The following is a 19,147-nucleotide window of genomic DNA, read 5'->3' on the forward strand; positions in this document are numbered from 1 at the left end:
GCGAAAGGGCGCGACCGTACGTGATCAGGCGTAGGTGTAGAAGCCCGAGCCGGACTTCCGGCCGAGCCGGCCCGCGTCCACCATGCGCTGGAGCAGCGGGGGAGCGGCGTACAGCGGCTCCTTGTACTCCTCGTACATCGAATAGGCGACCGAGGCCACCGTGTCCAGGCCGATCAGGTCGGAGAGCTTGAGCGGGCCCATCGGGTGGGCGCAGCCCAGCTCCATGCCGTTGTCGATGTCCTCGCGGCTGGCGATGCCCGACTCGAACATCCGGATCGCGGAGAGCAGATACGGGATCAGCAGCGCGTTGACGACGAACCCGGAGCGGTCCTGGGCGCGGATCGCATGCTTGCCGAGGGCCTTCTCGGCGAACAGCTGAGCCCGGCTGAGGGTGCCCTCGGAGGTGGTGAGCGCCGGGATCAGCTCGACGAGCTGCTGCACCGGAGCCGGGTTGAAGAAGTGGATGCCGACGACCTGGTCGGGGCGCGAGGTGGCGACCGCGAGGCGCACCAGCGGGATGGAGGAGGTGTTGGAGGCGAGGATCGCGTCCTGCCGGGTCACCACCTGGTCGAGCACCTGGAAGATCTCGGTCTTCACCTGCTCGTTCTCGACGACCGCCTCGATCACCAGATCGCGGTCGGCGAACTCGCCGAGGTCGGTGGTGAAGCTGAGCCGCTCCTGGGTGGCGGTGAGCTCGTCCGCGGAGATCTTTCCGCGCTCGGCGGCCTTGGCGAGGGAGTTGAACAGCCGGGTACGGCCGATCTCAAGGGCCTCACCGGTGGTCTCGGCGACCTTGACGTCGAGACCCGCGCGAGCGCAGACCTCGGCGATGCCCGCTCCCATCTGGCCGCAGCCCACCACTCCGACGCGTGTGATGTCTCCCGCAGTGTCCGTCACATCGTCCCCTTCGCTGATCTACGGCTGTCGCAGGGCCCCCGTTGTTCGGTGCCTGCTCCGATCGTGCACGTCACGTGCACGTTACTCCGAAGTATCGATGATCGATCACCCGGGTGGGGCATGCTGGCCGAGGATACGATCCGTGGTCGGACGGATCCGGAGCGTGAAGGAGTGGGGTGCGATGGGACGGACGGCGGGGACGGGGCGGGGGTCACGGCGGGCGTTCACCGTGGCGGCGATGGCGACGCTGACCGGTCTCGTCACGACGGGGGAGCCGGGCCTCGTCACGGAGGGGGAGCCAGGTCCCGTCACGACGGCGGACCCGGGTCTCGGTTCGGCGGGGGACTCGGCTGCCGTACCCCGTTCCGGGGGAACCCGGGGGCCCGGTCGGTCACGGACGGCCTCCGAGCTGCGGGGCATGTGGCTGTCGACCGTCATCAACCGCGACTGGCCCTCGCGGGCCGGTCTGTCCGTCGCCCGGCAGCGCGCCGAACTCCTCGCCCACCTCGACAGGGCGGTCGACCGCCGCCTGAACGCCGTGTTCTTCCAGGTCCGCCCCACGGCCGACGCGTTCTGGCCCTCGTCGTACGAGCCGTGGTCGCAGTACCTCACCGGCGTCCAGGGCAGGCACCCCGGCTGGGACCCGCTCGGCACGGCGGTGCGGGAGGCCCACGCGCGCGGCCTCGAACTGCACGCCTGGTTCAACCCGTACCGCGTCGCCAACCACTCCGACCCCGGCAGACTCGTGGCGACCCACCCGGCCCGCAAGCACCCCGACTGGGTCGTCCCCTATGGCGGCAGGCTCTACTACAACCCCGGGCTGCCCGAGGTCCGCGCCTTCGTCCAGGACGCGATGCTCGACGCGGTGCGGTCGTACGCGATCGACGCCGTGCACTGGGACGACTACTTCTACCCCTACCCGGCCGAGGGCCAGGTCTTCGACGACGACGCCGCGTACCGGGCGCACGGCACGGGCTTCGCGGACCGGGCCGCCTGGCGGCGCGACAACATCGACAGACTGGTGCGGGAGACGGCCGGCCGCATCCCGCTGATCCGGCCCGGTACCCGCTTCGGGATCAGTCCGTTCGGGGTGTGGCGCAACAGTGCGACCGACCCGCGGGGCTCGGACACCCGGGCCGCCGTGCAGACGTACGACGATCTGTACGCCGACACCAGGAAATGGGTCCGCGAGCGATGGATCGACTACGTCGTCCCGCAGGTCTACTGGAACCTCGGCTTCGCCGCCGCCGACTACGCGAGGCTCGTGCCCTGGTGGGCGGCGGTCACCCAGGGCACGGGCGTGCAGCTGTACATCGGGGAAGCGCTCTACAAGGCCGGTGACCCCGCGCAGCCCGCCGCCTGGCAGGACCCGGCCGAACTCTCCCGGCACCTCACCTTCGCGCGCGCACACACCCAAGTGCGTGGACACGTCTTCTTCTCCGCCAAGGAGGTCGACGGCGACCGCGTCGGAGCGATGGCGCGGGTCGTGACCGACCACTACCAGCAGCCGGCGCGACCCGCGCGCTGAATCTCTGCCCGCATGTCTGCAGCGGGTCCTCGTGCCCGCAGGTCTGCAACGGGTCCTCGTGCCCGAATGTCTACAGCGGGTCCTTGTGACGGATTTCCGAGTCGGGGCCCGGTGAGCAGACCGCCTCGTGCCCGTCCGTGAAGCGCACGCGGTACGGGGGCGTGCCCTCCGTTCCTATTACTTCGGTGATCTCCGCGACCTTGTCGTGCTGTCCGACAACCCTGCCGTGCTGCACGAGCTTGTCGCCCACGTCTGCATGCATCTGAAGGGTCTCCTCGTCATCTGCGGGAGTAACGGTCCTGGGGCTCAGCCCCGCGCTCGCTGGGTGAGCGCGATGCAGATCAGCACGGCCGCGGCTGTCAACGGCGCGGCCGGTGTGAGCTGCTCGCCGAGGAGCAGTACCGACCACACCAGTGTGAGCAGCGGCTGCGCCAGCTGCAACTGGCTGGCCTTGGGAATTCCGATCGCCGCCATCCCGCGGTACCAGACGACCAGACCCAGGAACTGCGATCCGGCGGCCACCCACAGCAGCCCCGCCACACTGTGCGCCGACAGATGGACCGGCTCGTACGAGAGCGCCACCAGCGCGCCGGGCACCGACAGCGGCACACACAGGACCAGCGCCCAGCCGATGACCTGCCACCCCGGCATGATCCGGGCGAGCCGGCCGCCCTCCGTATAGCCGGCGGCGCAGATCAGCAGCGCCCCGAAGAGATAGGCGTCCGCGCTGCTCAGCGCCCCACCGCTCTGCTGCACGGTGAACGCGATCACCGCGGCCGCGCCCGCGAGGGCGGCACCCCAGAACATCCGTGAGGGCCGCGCGCCGGTCCGCAGCGCCGACAGCAGCGCGGTCGTCAGCGGCAGCAGCCCGACGACCACGGCCGCGTGGGCGGTGGTGGACGTCTGCAGCGCGAGCGTCGTCAGCAGGGGGAAACCGAGCACGACACCGGCGGCCACCACGGCGAGCCCCGCCCAGTGCCGGCGGGCCGGTACGGGCACGCGCAGCGCCAGCAGGCAGCTGCCCGCGATGACGGCGGCGAGAACGCTGCGCACGGCCACCAGCGACCAGGGGCCGAAGCCCTCCAGACCCCAGGCGGTGGCGGGGAAGGTGAGGGAGAAGGCCGTGACGCCGAGCGCGGCCTGGAGGGTGCCGGAACGGCGGTCCGCCGGGGGCCCCTGAACGGGTGTCCTGGGCGTGCTGACCGCTATCCCGATCTGGTCGATAGCGCTACTCTGTGCTCTCATGCAAGAGCGTAGCAGTGTCGGAGATCTGGCGAATCAGCTGCGACGGGAGCTGAACCGCTACTCACCCGGTGGAAAGCTGCCATCGAGCCGGGCACTCGTCGAGCGGTTCCGGGTCAGCCCGGTGACGGTGTCGCGGGCACTGGCTCAGCTCGCCGCCGAGGGGCTGGTGGTGACCCGGCCGGGCGCCGGAGCGTTCCGCGCGCACCCGCGTACGGCCGCCGCGCCCGCCGGGGACACCTCCTGGCAGGAGGTCACGCTGAGCGCGGACGCCGCGACGGAACTCGTCCCGCGCACGGTGGATGCCTCCGGGGTCCTCGCCTCGCTCGCCGCCCCGCCGCCCGGCGTCGTCGAGTTCAACGGCGGCTATCTGCACCCCTCGCTCCAGCCCGAGCGGGCCATGGGGGCGGCCCTGTCGCGGGCGGGCCGGCGTCCCGGCGCCTGGTCGCGGCCGCCGATGGAGGGGCTGACGGAGCTGCGTGAGTGGTTCGCGCGAGGGATCGGCGGTGCGATCACCGCCGCGGAGGTGCTCGTCACGGCCGGCGGCCAGTCCGCGCTGACCACCGCGCTCAGGGCACTCGCCCCGCCGGGGGCACCGGTCCTGGTCGAGTCGCCCACCTACCCGGGCATGCTGGCGATCGCCCGCGCGGCGGGCCTGCGGCCGGTACCCGTACCGGTCGACGCGGACGGGGTGAAACCGGACCTGCTCGCCGACGCCTTCAGGGCGACCGGCGCCCGGGTGTTCGTCTGCCAGCCGCTGTTCCAGAACCCGACCGGCGCCGTGCTCGCCCCCGAGCGGCGCGCCGAGGTGGTGCGGATCGCGCGCGAGGCGGGCGCGTTCGTCATCGAGGACGACTTCGTACGACGACTGGTGCACGAGGACGCGGGGCCGCTGCCGCGTCCGCTGGCCGCGGAGGACCCCGACGGGGTCGTCGTGCACGTCTCCTCCCTGACCAAGGCGACCTCTCCGAGCTTCCGGGTCAGTGCGTTGGCCGCGCGGGGTCCGGTCCTCGATCGACTGCGTGCCATCCAGGTCGTGGACACCTTCTTCGTGCCGCGTCCCCTTCAGGAGGCCGCGCTCGAACTGGTCGGCTCGCCCGCCTGGCCCCGTCATCTGCGGGCCGTGTCCGCCGAGTTGAGGAACCGCCGCGACACGATGACGACCGCGCTCCGGCTCACGCTCCCCGAACTCGCCCTGCCCCACATCCCCTCCGGCGGCTACCACCTCTGGCTCCGCCTGCCCGACGGCACCGACGAGTCCGCCCTGGTCTTTGCGGCCCTCCGCGAGGGCGTGGCCGTCGCGCCCGGCCGCCCCTACTTCAGCGCGGAGCCCCCTGCGGGGCACCTCCGGTTGAGTTTCGCGGCGGTCGGGGGGACGGGGGAGATCACGGAGGGGGTACGACGGCTGAGGGCGGCGTGCGACGGGGTTCTGCGGTGACTGGCGCCGACGCGGACGCGCCGGCACCCAGGAGTGTGTCCGGCGCATCCGCGTCGGCGCCGAGCATCGCTACCGGTACGCGGTCTCCTTCCCCGACCAGGAGGGCTACGGCGGTTACGGCATCGTCAAGTACGGCCGCACCAGCGGCGCCTGCCGCGTCCACCGGGCCGGCGACGCCCGCCTGCTCAGCGAGGCCGTGTTCGTCCCCGCCGCCGGTGTCATCCGAGAGGACGACGGCTACCTGCCCACCGTCGTCTCCGACCTCGAGCAGGACGCCTCCCCGCTCCTGGTCCTGGAGGCCTCAGGCCTCGACCGGACCGCGACGGGCCACCTCCCGCGCCGGGTCACCGGCGGCATCCACGGCTCCTGATCCCCGACCCCGGCCTCGGCACCTCGGCCGGCTGACCGCCAGTGGCCCCTGGGGGGATCCCCCGGGGCCCGGCCCCGTCCCTCCGATGGGTCCGCTTCGGCAAGCACATTCCGCCAAGCCTGCGTATACCTTGCGTAACGCCTCTTGACCTGCGGAGTCCCGCGCTCCACGATCGCCGCATGCATCTTCGGGTCACTTTCGTCGCCGCCGCTCGCAGCACCTCGCTGCTGGCCGAACGCTTCGAGGACGACCGGCCGCTGGACCAGGCCGGCTGGGACGAAGTGCAGCGCGCCGCCCAGGAACTGATGCCACTGGCGGCGGCCGAGCTGCGCTACTGCTCGCCGACCCCGCGCAGCCGCGCCACCGGCGACGCCCTCGGGTACGCGCCGCTGGCGCAGCCCGCGCTGCGCGACTGCGACATGGGCCGCTGGCGCGGCTTCACGCTGGGGGAGGCGATGGCCCGCGAGCCGTCGGCGGTCGACGCCTGGCTCGCCGATCCGCGCTCCGCCCCGCACGGCGGCGAGTCCCTGACGTCCTTCATCTCCCGCGTCGGCGGCTGGCTCGACACCCGCCCGGCGGACGACGGCAGCCGGATCGTCGCGGTGGCCGAACCCTCGGTGGTGCGGGCCGCGCTCGTCTACGCGCTCAAGGCCCAGCCCTCGACGTACTGGAACATCGACGTCCGCCCCCTGTCGACGATCACCCTCACCGGCGTCAACGGCCGCTGGAACCTGCGCCTGGAAGGCGTGCCGCAGCACGCCTAGGGCAGCCGTGTGTAGTCGGTGGTGAGGACCAGGTCCTTGGCGGGGCCGCCCACCCGCCACACCGTGCGCCAGTGGTTCTCGTCCCGCACCGTGAACTCGCCCCGGTAGAGGTCAGCCGCGCACGGGTGGTCGGCGACGTACCGGCCGGTGCTCAGGTCCAGGTCGTGGAAGGGGCGGCCGTCGGAGAACTGGACGAGGGCTGCCGCCGGGCTCGGCCCCGGCAGGAACCGCAGCGTGCGTTCGGCGGGCCGGGGCGTGCCCTGCCACACGAACGTGCCGGATTCCTGGTGCAGAAGTCCGTGCGGGGCTCCCGGTCCCTCCAGCGGGCCGAAAACCGTCGTCCCCGTGAACCGCCCCTCCGCACCGCTCACGAGATCCCGCACCGAGCGCTCCACCCGCCAGCTCCCGCCCAGGTGGGCGAGCACGTCCGTCACTGGCCAGAACTCGCCCATACCGTTCCGCTCTCCGTCCCATGCGATGCTGCGCGACCCATTGACGCGCTCTGGCCCCCTCCCTATCTTGCCGTTCGAAGTATTGATCGTTGTCCGAAATTTCGAACAAATCAAGACCTCGAACAACTCAACACCACAGAGCCGCGGAGCATCCATGTCACGCACCCGCACCCGTTGGAGACTCGGACTCACGGCCACCGCACTCCTGGTGGCCTCATCCGTCGTTCCCGGGCCCGCCCACGCCGCCGCCGACGTCACCGACTACGCGATCACCGTCGACCCGAAGGGCTCGGGCGCAAAGATCGACGACTCCATGTACGGCGTCTTCTTCGAGGACATCAACCGCGCCGCGGACGGCGGACTGTACGCGGAGCTCGTACAGAACCGGTCGTTCGAGTACAGCACTGCCGACAACAGGTCCTATACGCCGCTCACCTCCTGGGCCACCACGGGCACCGCGACGGCCGTGGACGACGACGGGCGCCTGAACGCCCGCAACCGCACCTACCTCGCCCTGGGCGCAGGCTCGTCCGTCACCAACTCCGGTTACAACACCGGGATCAGGGTCGAGAGCGGCAAGACGTACGACTTCTCGGTCTGGGCCCGCGCGGACGCGAGGACGCCGCTCACCGTGACCCTGCACGACGCCGACGGCGCGCTCGCCGAGGCCCGGCAGGTCACCGCGCGCGGCGGCTGGGCCAAGTACCGCGCCAGGTTCACCGCCACCCGCGACAGCACCACCGGGAGCCTCACCGTCGCCGCCGAAGCTCCCGTCGCGCTCGACATGATCTCGCTGATCCCCCGGGACACGTACAAGGGCCACGGCCTGCGCAAGGACCTCGCCGAGAAGATCGCCGCCCTGCACCCCGGCTTCGTGCGCTTCCCCGGCGGCTGCCTGGTCAACACCGGCAGCATGCAGGGCTACGACGAGGCCTCGGGCTACCAGCGCCAGCGCTCGTACCAGTGGAAGGACACCATCGGCCCGGTCGAGCAGCGCGCCACCAACTCCAACTTCTGGGGCTACAACCAGAGTTACGGGCTCGGCTACTACGAGTACTTCCAGTTCGCCGAGGACATCGGTGCGATGCCGCTGCCCGTGGTGCCCGCGCTCGTCACCGGCTGCGGCCAGAACAAGGCCACCGACGACGACGCGCTCCTCAAGCGCCACATCCAGGACACCCTCGATCTCATCGAGTTCGCCAACGGGCCGGTGACCAGCGAATGGGGCAGGAAGCGGGCGGCGATGGGCCACCCGAAGCCCTTCCACCTCACCCACCTCGAAGTCGGCAACGAGGAGAACCTCCCCGACGAGTTCTTCGCCCGCTTCAAGCAGTTCCGGGCCGCCGTCCAGGCCAAGTACCCGAACATCAAGGTGATCTCGAACGCCGGACCCGACGACTCCGGCACCACTTTCGACACCGCCTGGAAGCTCAACAGGGAAGCGAACGTCGACATGGTCGACGAGCACTACTACAACAGCACCCAGTGGTTCCTGCAGAACAACGACCGCTACGACTCCTACGACAGGAACGGCCCCAAGGTCTTCCTCGGCGAGTACGCCTCCGGTGGCAACACCTTCAAGAACGCCCTCGCCGAGGCCGCGTACATGACCGGTCTGGAGCGCAACGCGGACGTCGTCAAGCTCGCCTCGTACGCCCCGCTGCTCGCCAACGAGGACTACGTGCAGTGGCGGCCCGACATGATCTGGTTCAACAACCACGCCTCGTGGGGCTCGGCCGACTACGAGGTGCAGAAGCTGTTCATGAACAACGTCGGGGACCGGGTGGTGCCGTCGACGGCCACCACCACGCCCTCGCTGAGCGCGCCAATCTCCGGCGCCGTCGGCCTGTCGACCTGGGCGACCACGGCGGCGTACGACGATGTGAAGGTGACCGGCGCCGACGGCACCACGCTGCTCAGCGACGACTTCAGCGGTGACGCCTCCCGGTGGACCCACACGGGCGGCGGGAGCTGGAGCCTGCAGGACGGCCAGTACGTGCAGACCGACGTGGGCGCCGAGAACACCATGGTGTCGGCGGGCGACCCGGCCTGGCACGACTACGACCTGCACGTGAAGGCCACCAAGAAATCCGGCAAGGAGGGCTTCCTCGTCGCCTTCGGCGTCAAGGACACCGGCACCTACTACTGGTGGAACCTCGGCGGCTGGAACAACACCACCAGCGCGGTCGAACAGGCCGTGGACGGCGGCAAGTCGACCCTGATCTCCAAGCCCGGCACGATCGAGACGGGCAAGGCGTACGACGTCGACATCAAGGTCCGTGGCCGGCAGGTGACCCTCTACCTGGACGGCCAGGAGTGGGGGAGCTTCAAGGACGACAAGCCCGCGGAGCCGTTCCGTCAGGTCGTCACGCGGGACGCGCGGACCGGCGATCTGATCGTCAAGGTCGTCAACGCGCAGGCGGCGGACGCCCGTACCGCGATCGATCTGGGCGGGGCGAAGGCGGGCCGCAAGGCCGCCGTCACCACCCTCCAGGCCGCGCCGGAGGCGGTGAACTCGCAGACGGTGACCGCGGTCGCCCCCGTGAAGTCCACCTTCGACGGCGTCGCGGACAAGTTCACCTACACCTTCCCGGCGAACTCCGTGACCTTCCTGCGGATCAGGCAGCGGTAGCCGGAGGCGTGGGCTGCTGTCCGGCGGGCAGCAGCCCACGCTCGGCGAAGACCCTCTTCGCGACCAGGCTCGCGTTCATCGCCTTCGGTATGCCGCAGTAGACGGCCGAGTGCAGCAGCGACTCCACGATCTCGTCCGGGGAAAGACCCACGTTGAGGGCCGCGTTGACGTGCACCTCCAACTGGATCTCACAGCCGCCGAGCGCGGTGAGCATGCCGAGCGTCACCAACTGGCGGTCGCGCGGGGCCAGTCCGGGCCGGTCGTAGATGTCGCCGAAAGCCCAGGAGACGATCTGGTGGCCGAGTTCGGGATTGATGTCGCCGAGCGCGTCGACGACGCGCTGTCCCGCCTCGCCGTCGACGCGCTTGAGGACCTCCAGGCCGTGCTCGAAGCGCTCCTCGCGTGTGGTGGCGGTGTTCGTGAGCGTCATGAGAGGTCGTCCGATCCCGGCTGGTCGAGCAGCCGTTCGTAGTGGTCGATCTTGTCGTCGAGGGAGGCCGCGTTGCGGCGCAGCGCCCGGATACGGTCCGCGAGGTCGGCGCGGTGCTCCCGGAGCATCGCGAGTCGGTCGGGAACCGTGGCGTCGCCGCGCGCCCGCAACTCGGCGAACCGCTGCATGTCCGCGATCGACATGCCCGTCTCGCGCAGCCGGATGAGGAACTCCAGCCAGGCCAGGTCGGCCGCCTCGTAGCGCCGCTGGTTCCCGGTGGTCCGGCCGACCCGTTGGATCAGGCCGGCCTTCTCGTAGTACCGCAGCGTGTCGTGCGAGAGTCCGGTGCGCTCGACGACCTGGGCGATCGTGAGCGTCGGCTCCTGCGGGAGGGGCTGTTCGCTGGTCATGGAGAAACCGTAGAACCTGGAGTGTGCTCCAGGTCAAGCTTCATCTGTCAGGCGATCCTGGGCTTCATCCGCCGGGCAATCCTGGAGAGGGGCCGACCGCGTTTCGGCCCAGGTCAGGAACGGCGGCGAGGCTTGCCCCGCTTGGCGCCGCCCTTGGCGCCTCCGGAACCGCCGCCGCGGGGGTTGCGGCCGGTCGTCGACTTGCCGGACGACTTGCCCGCGGCGGGCTTGCGCCGTGCGCCGCCGCCCGTCTCGGGACGCTTGGCCTTCGTCGGGGCCGCGGGCGCCGCCGGGGCCTGGGCGCGTCCCCGTGAGCTGTTGACGGTCCGGCCGCGGACGATCCCGATGAAGTCCTCGACCAGGTCGGTGGTCGCGTCCTGTGGCCAGGACAGCGCGACGCGTGACTCCGGGGCGTCGGTGACCGGCCGGTAGGTGAGGTCTTTGCGGTGGTGCAGGCGGGCGAGTGACTGGGGGACGACGAGGAGCCCGATGCCCGCCGCCACGAGTTCGACGGCGTCCGCCGTGGTGGCGGGACGCTCGAACGCGGGCTGCCCCGGCGGACGCTCCCAGTCGAGCGTGTCGTCGAGGGGGTGCAGCACGATCTCGTCGGCGAGATCCTCGGAGGTCACCTCGTCGACCGCCGCCACGATGTGGTCCTTGGGGACCACGACCACCGTCGTCTCGGTGTAGAGGGGGATCGCGCTGAGGTCCTCCCGGTCGACTGGCAGCCGGACGAATCCGGCGTCGGCGCCGCGGCCCCGCAGCACGTCGAACGCCTCGTCGGTGGAGACCGCGACGAGCGTGAGGGGGATGTCGGGCAGCCGCTCGTTCCAGATCCGCACCCACTTCGTGGGCGTCACTCCCGGGACATAGGCGAGCCGGAACGAAGGGGGTACTTTCGAGCCTGTCACCTCGCCAGGCTATCGGTCGTGGTCGGAGGTCGCGCACACGCTCGATACCCTTGACGCATGACGTCGCACCAGACCACCCAGACCATGAAGCCCGCCACCGCGGCGAAGAAGCTGGGTGTGTACCTCGAGGCCACCCCCGCCGAGTTCCAGGAGGGCGTCGTCTCGCGCGCCGAGCTGAACGCCCTGCAGGCCGATCCGCCCGCGTGGCTCCAGGAGCTGCGACGCAACGGCCCGCACCCCCGGCCCGTGGTCGCCGCGCGGCTGGGCATCTCCATCGCCGGGCTCGCCCGCGGCGGGGTCACCGAGGCGCTCACCACGGAGCAGATCGACGCCCTGAAGCAGGAGGACCCGGGATGGCTGCGCCGGGAGCGCACCACTCAGGCCGAGGTCCGCAAGGAAGAGGTCCGCATCAAGGAGAAGCGCGCGGAGCAGCACGCTGAGCGGAACACGGAGCGCGCCGCTCAGCCCCGCACCTCCCGCTCCTGACCCCGCCTCTCGCGCGTCCGCGGCCCGGCGCCACCATCCGCTCACTGTCCCGCCACCGACCCGAAGGCGTCGTCCGTCCGCACCCCGCTCCGCGGTGGATCCGGCCGCCTGGGTGGCGACCCCTCGGGTGCCGGCCGATCGTTCCTCCCGGCCGGCGGCCCTGCCCCCGATCCTGCCGAGTCGTCGAGGCTCCCTGTCAGGACCGGCCGAGGACGCAGAACTCGTGGCCCTCCGGGTCGGTCAGGCACGTCCACGGGACATCGCCCTGGCCGAGGTCGAGGTCGGTGGCGCCGAGGGCCAGCAGCCGGGCCACCTCCACTGCTTTGTCGTCACCGGGGTAGGGCAGCAGGTCAAGATGGACGCGGTCCGGCACGGTCTTCACGCCGGGCGTGCGGAGGAACTCGAGATACGGGCCGACCCCCTTGGCGGAGCGCAGCACCGCATGATCGTCGGTCACGTCATGCAGGGTCCAGTCCGTCGCCTCACCCCAGAACCGGGCCATGGCCCGCGGATCCACGCAGTCGACCACCACCGCGGCGATCGGCCCGGTGTCCCGGTAGATCTCCCGGGGCTCCAGTACGCAGAACTCGTCGCCCTCCGGGTCGGCGAGGACCGTCCACGGCACTTCGCCCTGGCCCACGTGGGCGGGCGTCGCACCGAGAGCTCTCAGGCGCGCGACCAACTCCGCCTGATGGGCCGCGGAGGTGGTGGCGAGATCGAGGTGCACACGGTTCTTCGTCGTCGTCTTGGGTTCCGGGACGGTGACGACGTCGATGCAGACGGCGACCGGGTCCGGCCAGACGAAGCCGCCGCCGGGTTCCACATTGGTCACGCCGGGTCCTTCGCTGGAAACACCCCAGCCGAGCGCCTCCGCCCAGAACCGGCCGACCGCCGAGTCATCAAGAGCCTTTATGTTCACCTGAACAGGTCTCAGTGCCATGCCGGCGATCCTATGCGCCCGCTCCTCACGTATGGATGGATTGCATAAACGTGCAGCGAAACGTATAGTCATGCCATCTAGGAGGAGGGTTCCATGGTGGTACGCGCAGCAGTGGCGGGAGCGAGTGGGTACGCGGGCGGCGAAGCCCTGCGTCTGCTCCTGGCGCACCCCGAGGTCGAGATCGGCGCCCTGACGGGCAACTCCAACGCGGGCCAGCGCCTCGGCGCACTGCAGCCGCACCTGCTGCCGCTGGCCGACCGAGTCCTCCAGGAGACCACCCCGGACGTCCTCGCCGGCCACGACGTCGTCTTCCTCGCGCTGCCCCACGGGCAGTCCGCCGCCGTCGCCGAGCAGCTCGGCCCGGACGTCCTCGTCGTCGACATGGGCGCCGACTTCCGGCTCAAGGACCCGGCGGACTGGGAGAAGTTCTACGGCTCCGCGCACGCCGGCACCTGGCCCTACGGCCTTCCCGAACTGCCGGGCGCCCGCGCCGCGCTGGAGGGGTCCAAGCGCATCGCGGTGCCCGGTTGCTACCCGACGGCCGTCTCCCTCGCCCTCTTCCCGGCGTACGCGGCCGCACTCGCCGAACCCGAGGCCGTGATCGTCGCCGCGTCCGGGACCTCCGGCGCGGGCAAGGCGGCCAAGCCCCATCTGCTCGGCAGCGAGGTCATGGGCTCCATGTCCCCGTACGGAGTCGGTGGCGGCCACCGGCACACCCCCGAGATGATCCAGAACCTCGGTGCGGCGGCGGGGGAGCCGGTCACCGTCTCCTTCACACCCACCCTCGCGCCGATGCCCCGGGGCATCCTCGCCACGTGCAGCGCGAAGGCGCGTGAAGGGGTCACCGGCGAGTCCCTGCGCGCCGCCTACGAGAAGGCGTTCGCCGACGAACCCTTCGTCCACCTGCTGCCCGAGGGGCAGTGGCCCGCCACCGCGTCCGTCTACGGTTCCAACGCCGTTCAGGTCCAGGTCGCGTACGACGAAGCGACGCACCGCATCATCGCGATCAGCGCCATCGACAACCTGACCAAGGGCACGGCCGGCGGGGCTGTGCAGAGCATGAACATCGCCCTCGGGCTTCCCGAGGAAACGGGTCTTTCCACGATCGGAGTCGCACCGTGAGCGTCACCGCCGCCAAGGGCTTCACCGCCTCCGGCATCGCAGCAGGCATCAAGGAGAACGGCAACCCGGACCTGGCCCTCGTGGTCAACAACGGGCCCCGCCTCGCCGCCGCGGGCGTCTTCACCTCCAACCGCGTGAAGGCCGCGCCGGTCCTCTGGTCCGAGCAGGTCCTCAAGGGCGGTCAGGTCTCCGCCGTGATCCTCAATTCCGGCGGTGCCAACGCCTGCACGGGCCCCAAGGGCTTCCAGGACACGCACGCGACCGCCGAGAAGGTCGCCGCGGTCCTCGATGTCAACGCGGGCGAGGTCGCCGTCGCGTCGACCGGGCTCATCGGCGTACTCCTGCCGATGGACAAGCTGCTGCCCGGGGTCGAGACAGCCGCCGCCCAGCTCTCCGCGCACGGCGGCGAGAAGGCCGCCATCGCCATCAAGACCACCGACACCGTGCACAAGACCGCGGTGCACACGGGCGACGGCTGGACCGTCGGCGGCATGGCCAAGGGCGCGGGCATGCTCGCCCCCGGCCTCGCCACCATGCTCGTCGTGCTGACGACGGACGCGGACCTCGACTCCGAGACCCTCGACAAGGCGCTGCGCGCCGCCACCCGCACCACCTTCGACCGCGTCGACTCCGACGGCTGCATGTCGACCAACGACACCGTGCTGCTGCTCGCCTCCGGCGCCTGCGAGGTCACCCCGCAGTACGCGGAGTTCGCCGAGGCCGTACGCGCGGTCTGCGACGATCTCGGGCAGCAGCTCATCCGGGACGCCGAGGGCGCCAGCAAGGACATCAAGATCGAGGTCGTGAACGCCGCGAGCGAGGACGACGCCGTCGAGGTGGGCCGCTCCATCGCCCGCAACAACCTCCTCAAGTGCGCGATCCACGGCGAGGACCCCAACTGGGGACGCGTGCTGTCCGCGATCGGCACGACCGCCGCCGCCTTCGAGCCCGACCAGCTCAACGTCGCCATCAACGGCGTCTGGGTCTGCAAGAACGGCGGCGTCGGCGAGGACCGCGAGCTCGTCGACATGCGCTACCGCGAGGTCCACATCGTCGCCGACCTCGCCGCGGGCTCCCAGGCCGCCACGATCTGGACCAACGACCTCACCGCGGACTACGTCCACGAGAACAGCGCCTACGCGTCATGAGCAATGTGACGCGGAAGCACACCGCACTGCCCAAGGCCCGGATCCTCATCGAGGCACTCCCGTGGCTGACCCGCCACAACGGCAAGACGGTCGTCATCAAGTTCGGCGGAAACGCCATGGTGAACGAGGAGCTGAAGGCCGCCTTCGCCCAGGACGTGGTGTTCCTGCGGCAGGCCGGCCTCAAGCCCGTCGTCGTGCACGGCGGCGGCCCGCAGATCAGCGCCGCCCTCGACCGGCACGGCATCATCAGCGAGTTCAAGGCGGGCCTGCGCGTCACCACCGAGGACGCCATGGACGTCGTACGCATGGTCCTGGCCGGTCAGGTGCAGCGTGAGCTGGTCGGACTGCTCAACCAGCACGGGCCGCTCGCCGTCGGCATGACCGGCGAGGACGCGCACACCATCACCGCCACCAAGCACCAGCCCGAGATCGACGGGGAGTTGGTCGACATCGGGCGGGTGGGTGAGATCACCGCGATCGACACGGGCGCGATCGAGGCACTGCTCGCCGACGGCCGGATCCCGGTCGTCTCCTCGATCGCCCGGAGCCAGGACGACGGACATGTCTACAACGTCAATGCTGATACGGCGGCTGCGGCTCTCGCTGCGGCACTGGGCGCCGAAACCCTCATGGTCCTCACGGACGTCGAGGGCCTCTACGAGGACTGGCCCGACAGCGACGAGGTGATCAGCCGCCTGACCGCCTCCGAACTGGAGAAGCTGCTGCCCGAGCTGGCCAGCGGCATGGTGCCGAAGATGGAGGGCTGTCTGCACGCCGTGCGCAACGGCGTCACCACGGCTCGCGTCATCGACGGCCGGGTCCAGCACTCGATCCTGCTGGAGATCTTCACCGACGAGGGGATCGGCACGATGGTCGTGCCGGACGCACGCCCCGATGAACAGGGGGACGCCGAATGACCGGGACCAACGCGGAGCTCACCCAGCGGTGGCAGGGCGCGCTCATGGACAACTACGGCACCCCGCGGCTGCCGCTCGTCCGCGGCGAGGGCACCCGGCTGTGGGACGCCGACGGCAAGGAGTACCTCGACTTCGTCGGCGGTATCGCGGTCAACGCGCTCGGCCACGCCCACCCGGCGATCGTCGAGGCCGTGAGCCGGCAGATCGCCTCCCTCGGCCATGTCTCCAACCTCTTCGTCGCCGAGCCGCCCGTCGCGCTCGCCGAACGGCTGCTCCAGCTCTTCGGGCGCGAGGGCCGGGTCTACTTCTGCAACTCGGGCGCCGAGGCCAACGAGGGCGCCTTCAAGATCGGCCGGCTCACCGGCCGGGGCCACATGGTGGCGACCCACGGCGGTTTCCACGGCCGCACCATGGGTGCCCTCGCGCTCACCGGCCAGCCCGGCAAGCAGGAGCCGTTCCTGCCGCTGCCCGGTGACGTCACGCACGTGCCCTACGGGGACGCGCAGGCGCTGGCCGCGGCGGTCACCGAGGACACCGCCCTGGTGATCATCGAGCCGGTCCAGGGCGAGAACGGCGTGGTCGTACCCCCGCCCGGCTACCTCAAGGCGGCCCGCGCGATCACCGCCGCCACCGGCAGCCTCCTCGTCCTCGACGAGGTGCAGACCGGCATCGGCCGCACCGGACCCTGGTTCGCCTACCAGGACCACGAAGGTGTCCTGCCGGACGTCGTCACCCTCGCGAAGGGTCTCGGCGGCGGACTCCCGCTCGGCGCGACCGTCGCCTTCGGCCGGGCCGCCGAGCTGCTGAAGCCCGGCCACCACGGTTCGACCTTCGGCGGCAACCCGGTCGTCTGCGCCGCAGGACTCGCCGTCCTCGACACGATCGCGTCCGAGGGGCTCCTCGAGAACGTGAAGGCCGCGAGCGAGAAACTGCGGGGCGGAATCGAGTCACTCGGTAACCCGTTGATCGACCATGTCCGGGGTGCGGGCCTGCTCCTGGGTATCGTGCTCACCGAGCCGCTCGCGCCCCAGGTGCAGCAGGCGGCTCAGGACGCCGGTCTCCTGGTCAACGCGCCCGCCCCCGATGTCGTACGGCTGATGCCCCCGCTGAACCTGAGCGACGACGAGGTGGACGCGTTCCTCCAGGCCCTTCCCGGTGTCCTCGACGCGGTAGCCAACGGGGACGGACGAGCCAAAGAATGAGACGACGACGATGAGTCAGGCGCAGGATCACGAGCACGTCGGGCCTGCCGTGCCGCAGACCCGCACCGCACGCCACCGCCGGATCGTGGACATCCTCAACCGGCAACCGGTGCGCTCCCAGAGCCAGTTGGCGAAGCTCCTCGCCGACGACGGGCTGAGCGTCACGCAGGCGACGCTCTCCCGGGACCTGGACGAGCTGAACGCGGTGAAGATCCGCAACAACGACGGCGACCTCATCTACGCGGTGCCGAGCGAGGGCGGTTTCCGCACCCCGCGCGCGCCGCTGGGGGAGTCGGCGAAGGAGGAGCGGATGCGGCGGCTCTCGGCGGAGCTGCTGATCTCCGCGGAGGCGTCCGCGAACCTCGTGGTTCTCCGTACCCCGCCGGGGGCGGCGCAGTTTCTCGCCTCCGCCATCGACCAGGCCGAGCTGCAGGACATTCTCGGGACGATCGCGGGTGACGACACGCTGCTGTTGATCAGCCGGAATCCCACCGGGGGCCAGGCTCTGGCCGATCACTTGCTGCGGCTGGCTCAGAACAATCACTGAGCGGTACGACGGTGGAGGCGCACCCCGGGTCGGGGTGCGCCTCCGTTGTCGTCTTCGGGTGCGGGTCGTGTGTGGTTCCGCGCGCCCCTGAAAGCCTCACCCCAGGCGTTGAGCCAAGCCCCCCGTGCACCGCACCTCGTCTCCCGCCGTGATCAGTAAGGCCTCGATGTCGGGGAGGGACTCCAGCCAGGCCAGGCCCTCCCGGGAGCCCATCGCGAAAGCTGCTGTCGCCCAGGCGTCCACCCAGGTCAGGCGGGGACCCACCACGGTCACGGCGACCAGGTCGGTGACCGCGGAGCGGCCGGTGCGGGGGTCGACGATGTGCGCGCCGCGCTCGGCGGTGCCGGAGGTGGCCACCGACAGTTCGTCGACACCGGCCGCGGAGACCACGGCCGCGAGTGAACCGGGACGCAGCGGGTCCGAGACGCCGACCCGCCACGGGCGGTGCGTGCCGGGCGAGCCGAGCAGCTGGACGTCGCCGCCGCCGTTCACACTGACTCCGGTCGCGCCGGCCGCCGCGAGGTGACGGGCCACGCGCTCGGTCGACCAGCCCTTCACGATCCCGGTCGGATCGAGCCCGCCCTCGTACGTCGAGCTGAACCAGCCGTCGCTGACCCGCTCCGCCTCGGCACACAGGCCGAGCACCTCGGCGACCTCCGGATCGCACTCCTCGACCGTCAGCTCCCCGCGCGCGAGGCGCGAGATCTGGCTGTCCTCCCGATAGGTGCTGAACACCTCGTCCACCCGGTGGAGTTGGGTGACCGCCTCCTCCAACGCGGTCCGCACGGCCTCGGGTTCGCCGCCGCGCACGTCGAAGGAGAAGACGGTGCCCATGACCTCTTCCGCGTGCCGCAGGGCGGGCGGCTCCTGGTCCGGGTCAGCCACCGGCCTTGTCCAGGGCCGACTGCAGGGACTGCTTGTAACCGGTGCTGGTGTAGGTGGCACCGGAGACGGCGTCGATGTTCGCGTTCCCGGCCGCGACCGCCTCCTGGTTGAGCTTGGGCACGGCCATCGCGGTCTTCTGGTCGCTCAGCCCGCCCTTGGGCGCCTGCACGGCCTCCGACTTGGTGATCTTTCCGCCGCTGACGGTGATACGGACCTGGACCGCCCCGTACTGGGTCTGGGCGACGCTTCCGGTGACCGTCTTGGCCTGCGCGGCGGGCGCCTGGGACGAGGAGCCGGCGGAACCGGCACCCGCGGACCCGGTCGATCCCGCGGCTCCCGAGGAACCGCCGCCGCTCGCCCTGGCCTTGTCGAGGGCCGACTGCAGCGACTTCTTGTATCCGGCGCTCGTGTAGCTGGCACCCGACACCGCGTCGATGTTCGCGCTGCCCGCGGCGACGGCCTCCTGGTTCAGCTTGGGCACGGAGGCGTTGCTGACCTCGGTGCTGCGTCCGCCGCTGGGAATCTGGACGACCTCGGACTTGGTGATCTTTCCGCCGCTGACGGTGATACGGACCTGGACCGGCCCGTACTGGGTCTGCGCAACATCGCCGGTGACCGTCTGGGCCCCCGTGGACGACTGCTGCGCGCTGCCGCCCTGGGGCGACTCCTGACCCGCCACCGACTGCTGGGGCGCGGCACCCTGTGCCGACGCGGACGCCGGATCGGAGGCGGGCTTCAGCGACAGCAGCAGGACGATTCCGGACACGGTGGCGGCGCCGGCCAGCACGACACGCCGCAAGGGGTGGCTCTTCTTCATCGCTCCTGA

The 19,147-nt window shown here is 70.9% G+C and carries 21 protein-coding genes; 11 read left to right on the forward strand and 10 right to left on the reverse strand.

Going from position 1 to position 19,147, the window contains the following annotated elements; all coding sequences use genetic code 11:
• Nucleotides 1–24 precede the first annotated feature (24 nt).
• Nucleotides 25–897 carry a 3-hydroxybutyryl-CoA dehydrogenase gene (locus ACIRA5_RS27380; protein WP_403694706.1) on the reverse strand — a complete coding sequence of 291 codons (873 nt, stop codon included), beginning with the start codon at nt 895–897 and terminating at the stop codon, nt 25–27.
• 181 nt (nt 898–1,078) lie between these two features.
• Between ACIRA5_RS27380 and ACIRA5_RS27385 the strand changes: the two genes are divergently transcribed.
• Nucleotides 1,079–2,425, forward strand: a complete 1,347-nt coding sequence (locus ACIRA5_RS27385) for a glycoside hydrolase family 10 protein (protein ID WP_403694709.1) — start codon at nt 1,079–1,081, stop codon at nt 2,423–2,425.
• Nucleotides 2,426–2,495: 70 nt separating this feature from the next.
• Here ACIRA5_RS27385 and ACIRA5_RS27390 read toward each other — a convergent pair whose 3' ends face one another.
• A complete protein-coding gene (locus ACIRA5_RS27390) occupies nt 2,496–2,687 on the reverse strand; it encodes a DUF1918 domain-containing protein (RefSeq protein WP_067365648.1) in 192 nt (63 codons plus the stop codon).
• A gap of 44 nt (nt 2,688–2,731) precedes the next feature.
• Complete coding sequence (locus ACIRA5_RS27395; RefSeq protein ID WP_403694712.1) at nt 2,732–3,670, reverse strand: DMT family transporter; 939 nt, start codon at nt 3,668–3,670, stop codon at nt 2,732–2,734.
• On the opposite strand from ACIRA5_RS27395, the gene ACIRA5_RS27400 reads away from it, so the two are divergent.
• The 3 genes from ACIRA5_RS27400 to ACIRA5_RS27410 all read left to right on the forward strand — a co-directional run bounded on the left by ACIRA5_RS27400 (nt 3,669) and on the right by ACIRA5_RS27410 (nt 6,239).
• Nucleotides 3,669–5,105 carry a PLP-dependent aminotransferase family protein gene (locus tag ACIRA5_RS27400; RefSeq protein ID WP_403694715.1) on the forward strand — a complete coding sequence of 479 codons (1,437 nt, stop codon included), beginning with the start codon at nt 3,669–3,671 and terminating at the stop codon, nt 5,103–5,105. The genes ACIRA5_RS27395 and ACIRA5_RS27400 overlap by 2 nt on opposite strands.
• 46 nt (nt 5,106–5,151) lie before the next feature.
• The gene (locus ACIRA5_RS27405; RefSeq protein WP_403695153.1) at nt 5,152–5,475 is read left to right on the forward strand and encodes a carotenoid oxygenase family protein; all 324 of its coding nucleotides are present in this window, start codon (nt 5,152–5,154) and stop codon (nt 5,473–5,475) included.
• A 179-nt stretch (nt 5,476–5,654) separates the two neighbouring features.
• Nucleotides 5,655–6,239, forward strand: coding sequence for a histidine phosphatase family protein (locus ACIRA5_RS27410; RefSeq protein ID WP_403694716.1), 585 nt, complete (start codon nt 5,655–5,657; stop codon nt 6,237–6,239).
• On the opposite strand, the gene ACIRA5_RS27415 is transcribed toward ACIRA5_RS27410, so the two are convergent.
• Nucleotides 6,236–6,691, reverse strand: a complete 456-nt coding sequence (locus tag ACIRA5_RS27415) for a DUF6314 family protein (protein WP_403694719.1) — start codon at nt 6,689–6,691, stop codon at nt 6,236–6,238. The genes ACIRA5_RS27410 and ACIRA5_RS27415 overlap by 4 nt on opposite strands.
• A gap of 154 nt (nt 6,692–6,845) precedes the next feature.
• On the opposite strand from ACIRA5_RS27415, the gene ACIRA5_RS27420 reads away from it, so the two are divergent.
• Nucleotides 6,846–9,323, forward strand: coding sequence for an alpha-L-arabinofuranosidase C-terminal domain-containing protein (locus tag ACIRA5_RS27420; RefSeq protein WP_403694722.1), 2,478 nt, complete (start codon nt 6,846–6,848; stop codon nt 9,321–9,323).
• Here ACIRA5_RS27420 and ACIRA5_RS27425 read toward each other — a convergent pair.
• The 3 genes from ACIRA5_RS27425 to ACIRA5_RS27435 all read right to left on the reverse strand — a co-directional run bounded on the left by ACIRA5_RS27425 (nt 9,310) and on the right by ACIRA5_RS27435 (nt 11,074).
• Nucleotides 9,310–9,753: a carboxymuconolactone decarboxylase family protein gene (locus ACIRA5_RS27425; protein ID WP_403694725.1), complete on the reverse strand. Its 444-nt coding sequence runs from the start codon at nt 9,751–9,753 to the stop codon at nt 9,310–9,312. The genes ACIRA5_RS27420 and ACIRA5_RS27425 overlap by 14 nt on opposite strands.
• Nucleotides 9,750–10,163: a MerR family transcriptional regulator gene (locus ACIRA5_RS27430; protein WP_403694727.1), complete on the reverse strand. Its 414-nt coding sequence runs from the start codon at nt 10,161–10,163 to the stop codon at nt 9,750–9,752. Before ACIRA5_RS27430 ends, ACIRA5_RS27425 begins: the two co-directional genes overlap by 4 nt.
• Nucleotides 10,164–10,276: 113 nt before the next feature.
• Nucleotides 10,277–11,074, reverse strand: coding sequence for a LysR family substrate-binding domain-containing protein (locus ACIRA5_RS27435; protein ID WP_403694729.1), 798 nt, complete (start codon nt 11,072–11,074; stop codon nt 10,277–10,279).
• Between the two features lie 57 nt (nt 11,075–11,131).
• On the opposite strand from ACIRA5_RS27435, the gene ACIRA5_RS27440 reads away from it, so the two are divergent.
• Nucleotides 11,132–11,560 (forward strand): DUF5997 family protein, encoded by a 429-nt coding sequence (locus ACIRA5_RS27440; protein ID WP_403694731.1) that lies wholly within the window; start codon nt 11,132–11,134, stop codon nt 11,558–11,560.
• A 196-nt stretch (nt 11,561–11,756) separates the two neighbouring features.
• On the opposite strand, the gene ACIRA5_RS27445 is transcribed toward ACIRA5_RS27440, so the two are convergent.
• The gene (locus ACIRA5_RS27445; protein ID WP_403694733.1) at nt 11,757–12,500 is read right to left on the reverse strand and encodes a VOC family protein; all 744 of its coding nucleotides are present in this window, start codon (nt 12,498–12,500) and stop codon (nt 11,757–11,759) included.
• 93 nt (nt 12,501–12,593) lie between these two features.
• On the opposite strand from ACIRA5_RS27445, the gene argC reads away from it, so the two are divergent.
• The 5 genes from argC to ACIRA5_RS27470 are packed head-to-tail and all read left to right on the forward strand — an operon-like array spanning nt 12,594 to nt 17,436.
• Complete coding sequence (gene argC, locus ACIRA5_RS27450; RefSeq protein ID WP_403694736.1) at nt 12,594–13,622, forward strand: N-acetyl-gamma-glutamyl-phosphate reductase; 1,029 nt, start codon at nt 12,594–12,596, stop codon at nt 13,620–13,622.
• Nucleotides 13,619–14,770: a bifunctional glutamate N-acetyltransferase/amino-acid acetyltransferase ArgJ gene (gene argJ / locus ACIRA5_RS27455; protein WP_403694739.1), complete on the forward strand. Its 1,152-nt coding sequence runs from the start codon at nt 13,619–13,621 to the stop codon at nt 14,768–14,770. The genes argC and argJ overlap by 4 nt, the downstream gene beginning before the upstream one ends.
• Complete coding sequence (gene argB / locus ACIRA5_RS27460) at nt 14,767–15,687, forward strand: acetylglutamate kinase (RefSeq protein WP_095855722.1); 921 nt, start codon at nt 14,767–14,769, stop codon at nt 15,685–15,687. Before argJ ends, argB begins: the two co-directional genes overlap by 4 nt.
• Nucleotides 15,684–16,889, forward strand: a complete 1,206-nt coding sequence (locus tag ACIRA5_RS27465; protein WP_403694740.1) for an acetylornithine transaminase — start codon at nt 15,684–15,686, stop codon at nt 16,887–16,889. The genes argB and ACIRA5_RS27465 overlap by 4 nt, the downstream gene beginning before the upstream one ends.
• A gap of 10 nt (nt 16,890–16,899) precedes the next feature.
• On the forward strand, nt 16,900–17,436 hold the full coding sequence (locus ACIRA5_RS27470) for an arginine repressor (protein ID WP_101406180.1): 537 nt from the start codon (nt 16,900–16,902) through the stop codon (nt 17,434–17,436).
• 96 nt (nt 17,437–17,532) lie between these two features.
• Here ACIRA5_RS27470 and ACIRA5_RS27475 read toward each other — a convergent pair whose 3' ends face one another.
• Together ACIRA5_RS27475 and ACIRA5_RS27480 are read right to left on the reverse strand one after the other, a co-directional pair.
• Nucleotides 17,533–18,270, reverse strand: coding sequence for an FAD:protein FMN transferase (locus ACIRA5_RS27475; RefSeq protein WP_403695155.1), 738 nt, complete (start codon nt 18,268–18,270; stop codon nt 17,533–17,535).
• A 43-nt stretch (nt 18,271–18,313) separates the two neighbouring features.
• Nucleotides 18,314–19,138, reverse strand: coding sequence for an FMN-binding protein (locus tag ACIRA5_RS27480; RefSeq protein WP_403694743.1), 825 nt, complete (start codon nt 19,136–19,138; stop codon nt 18,314–18,316).
• Nucleotides 19,139–19,147 lie beyond the last annotated feature (9 nt).

The sequence above is a fragment of the Streptomyces sp. NPDC096311 genome (assembly GCF_044763085.1).
GTDB lineage: Bacteria > Actinomycetota > Actinomycetes > Streptomycetales > Streptomycetaceae > Streptomyces.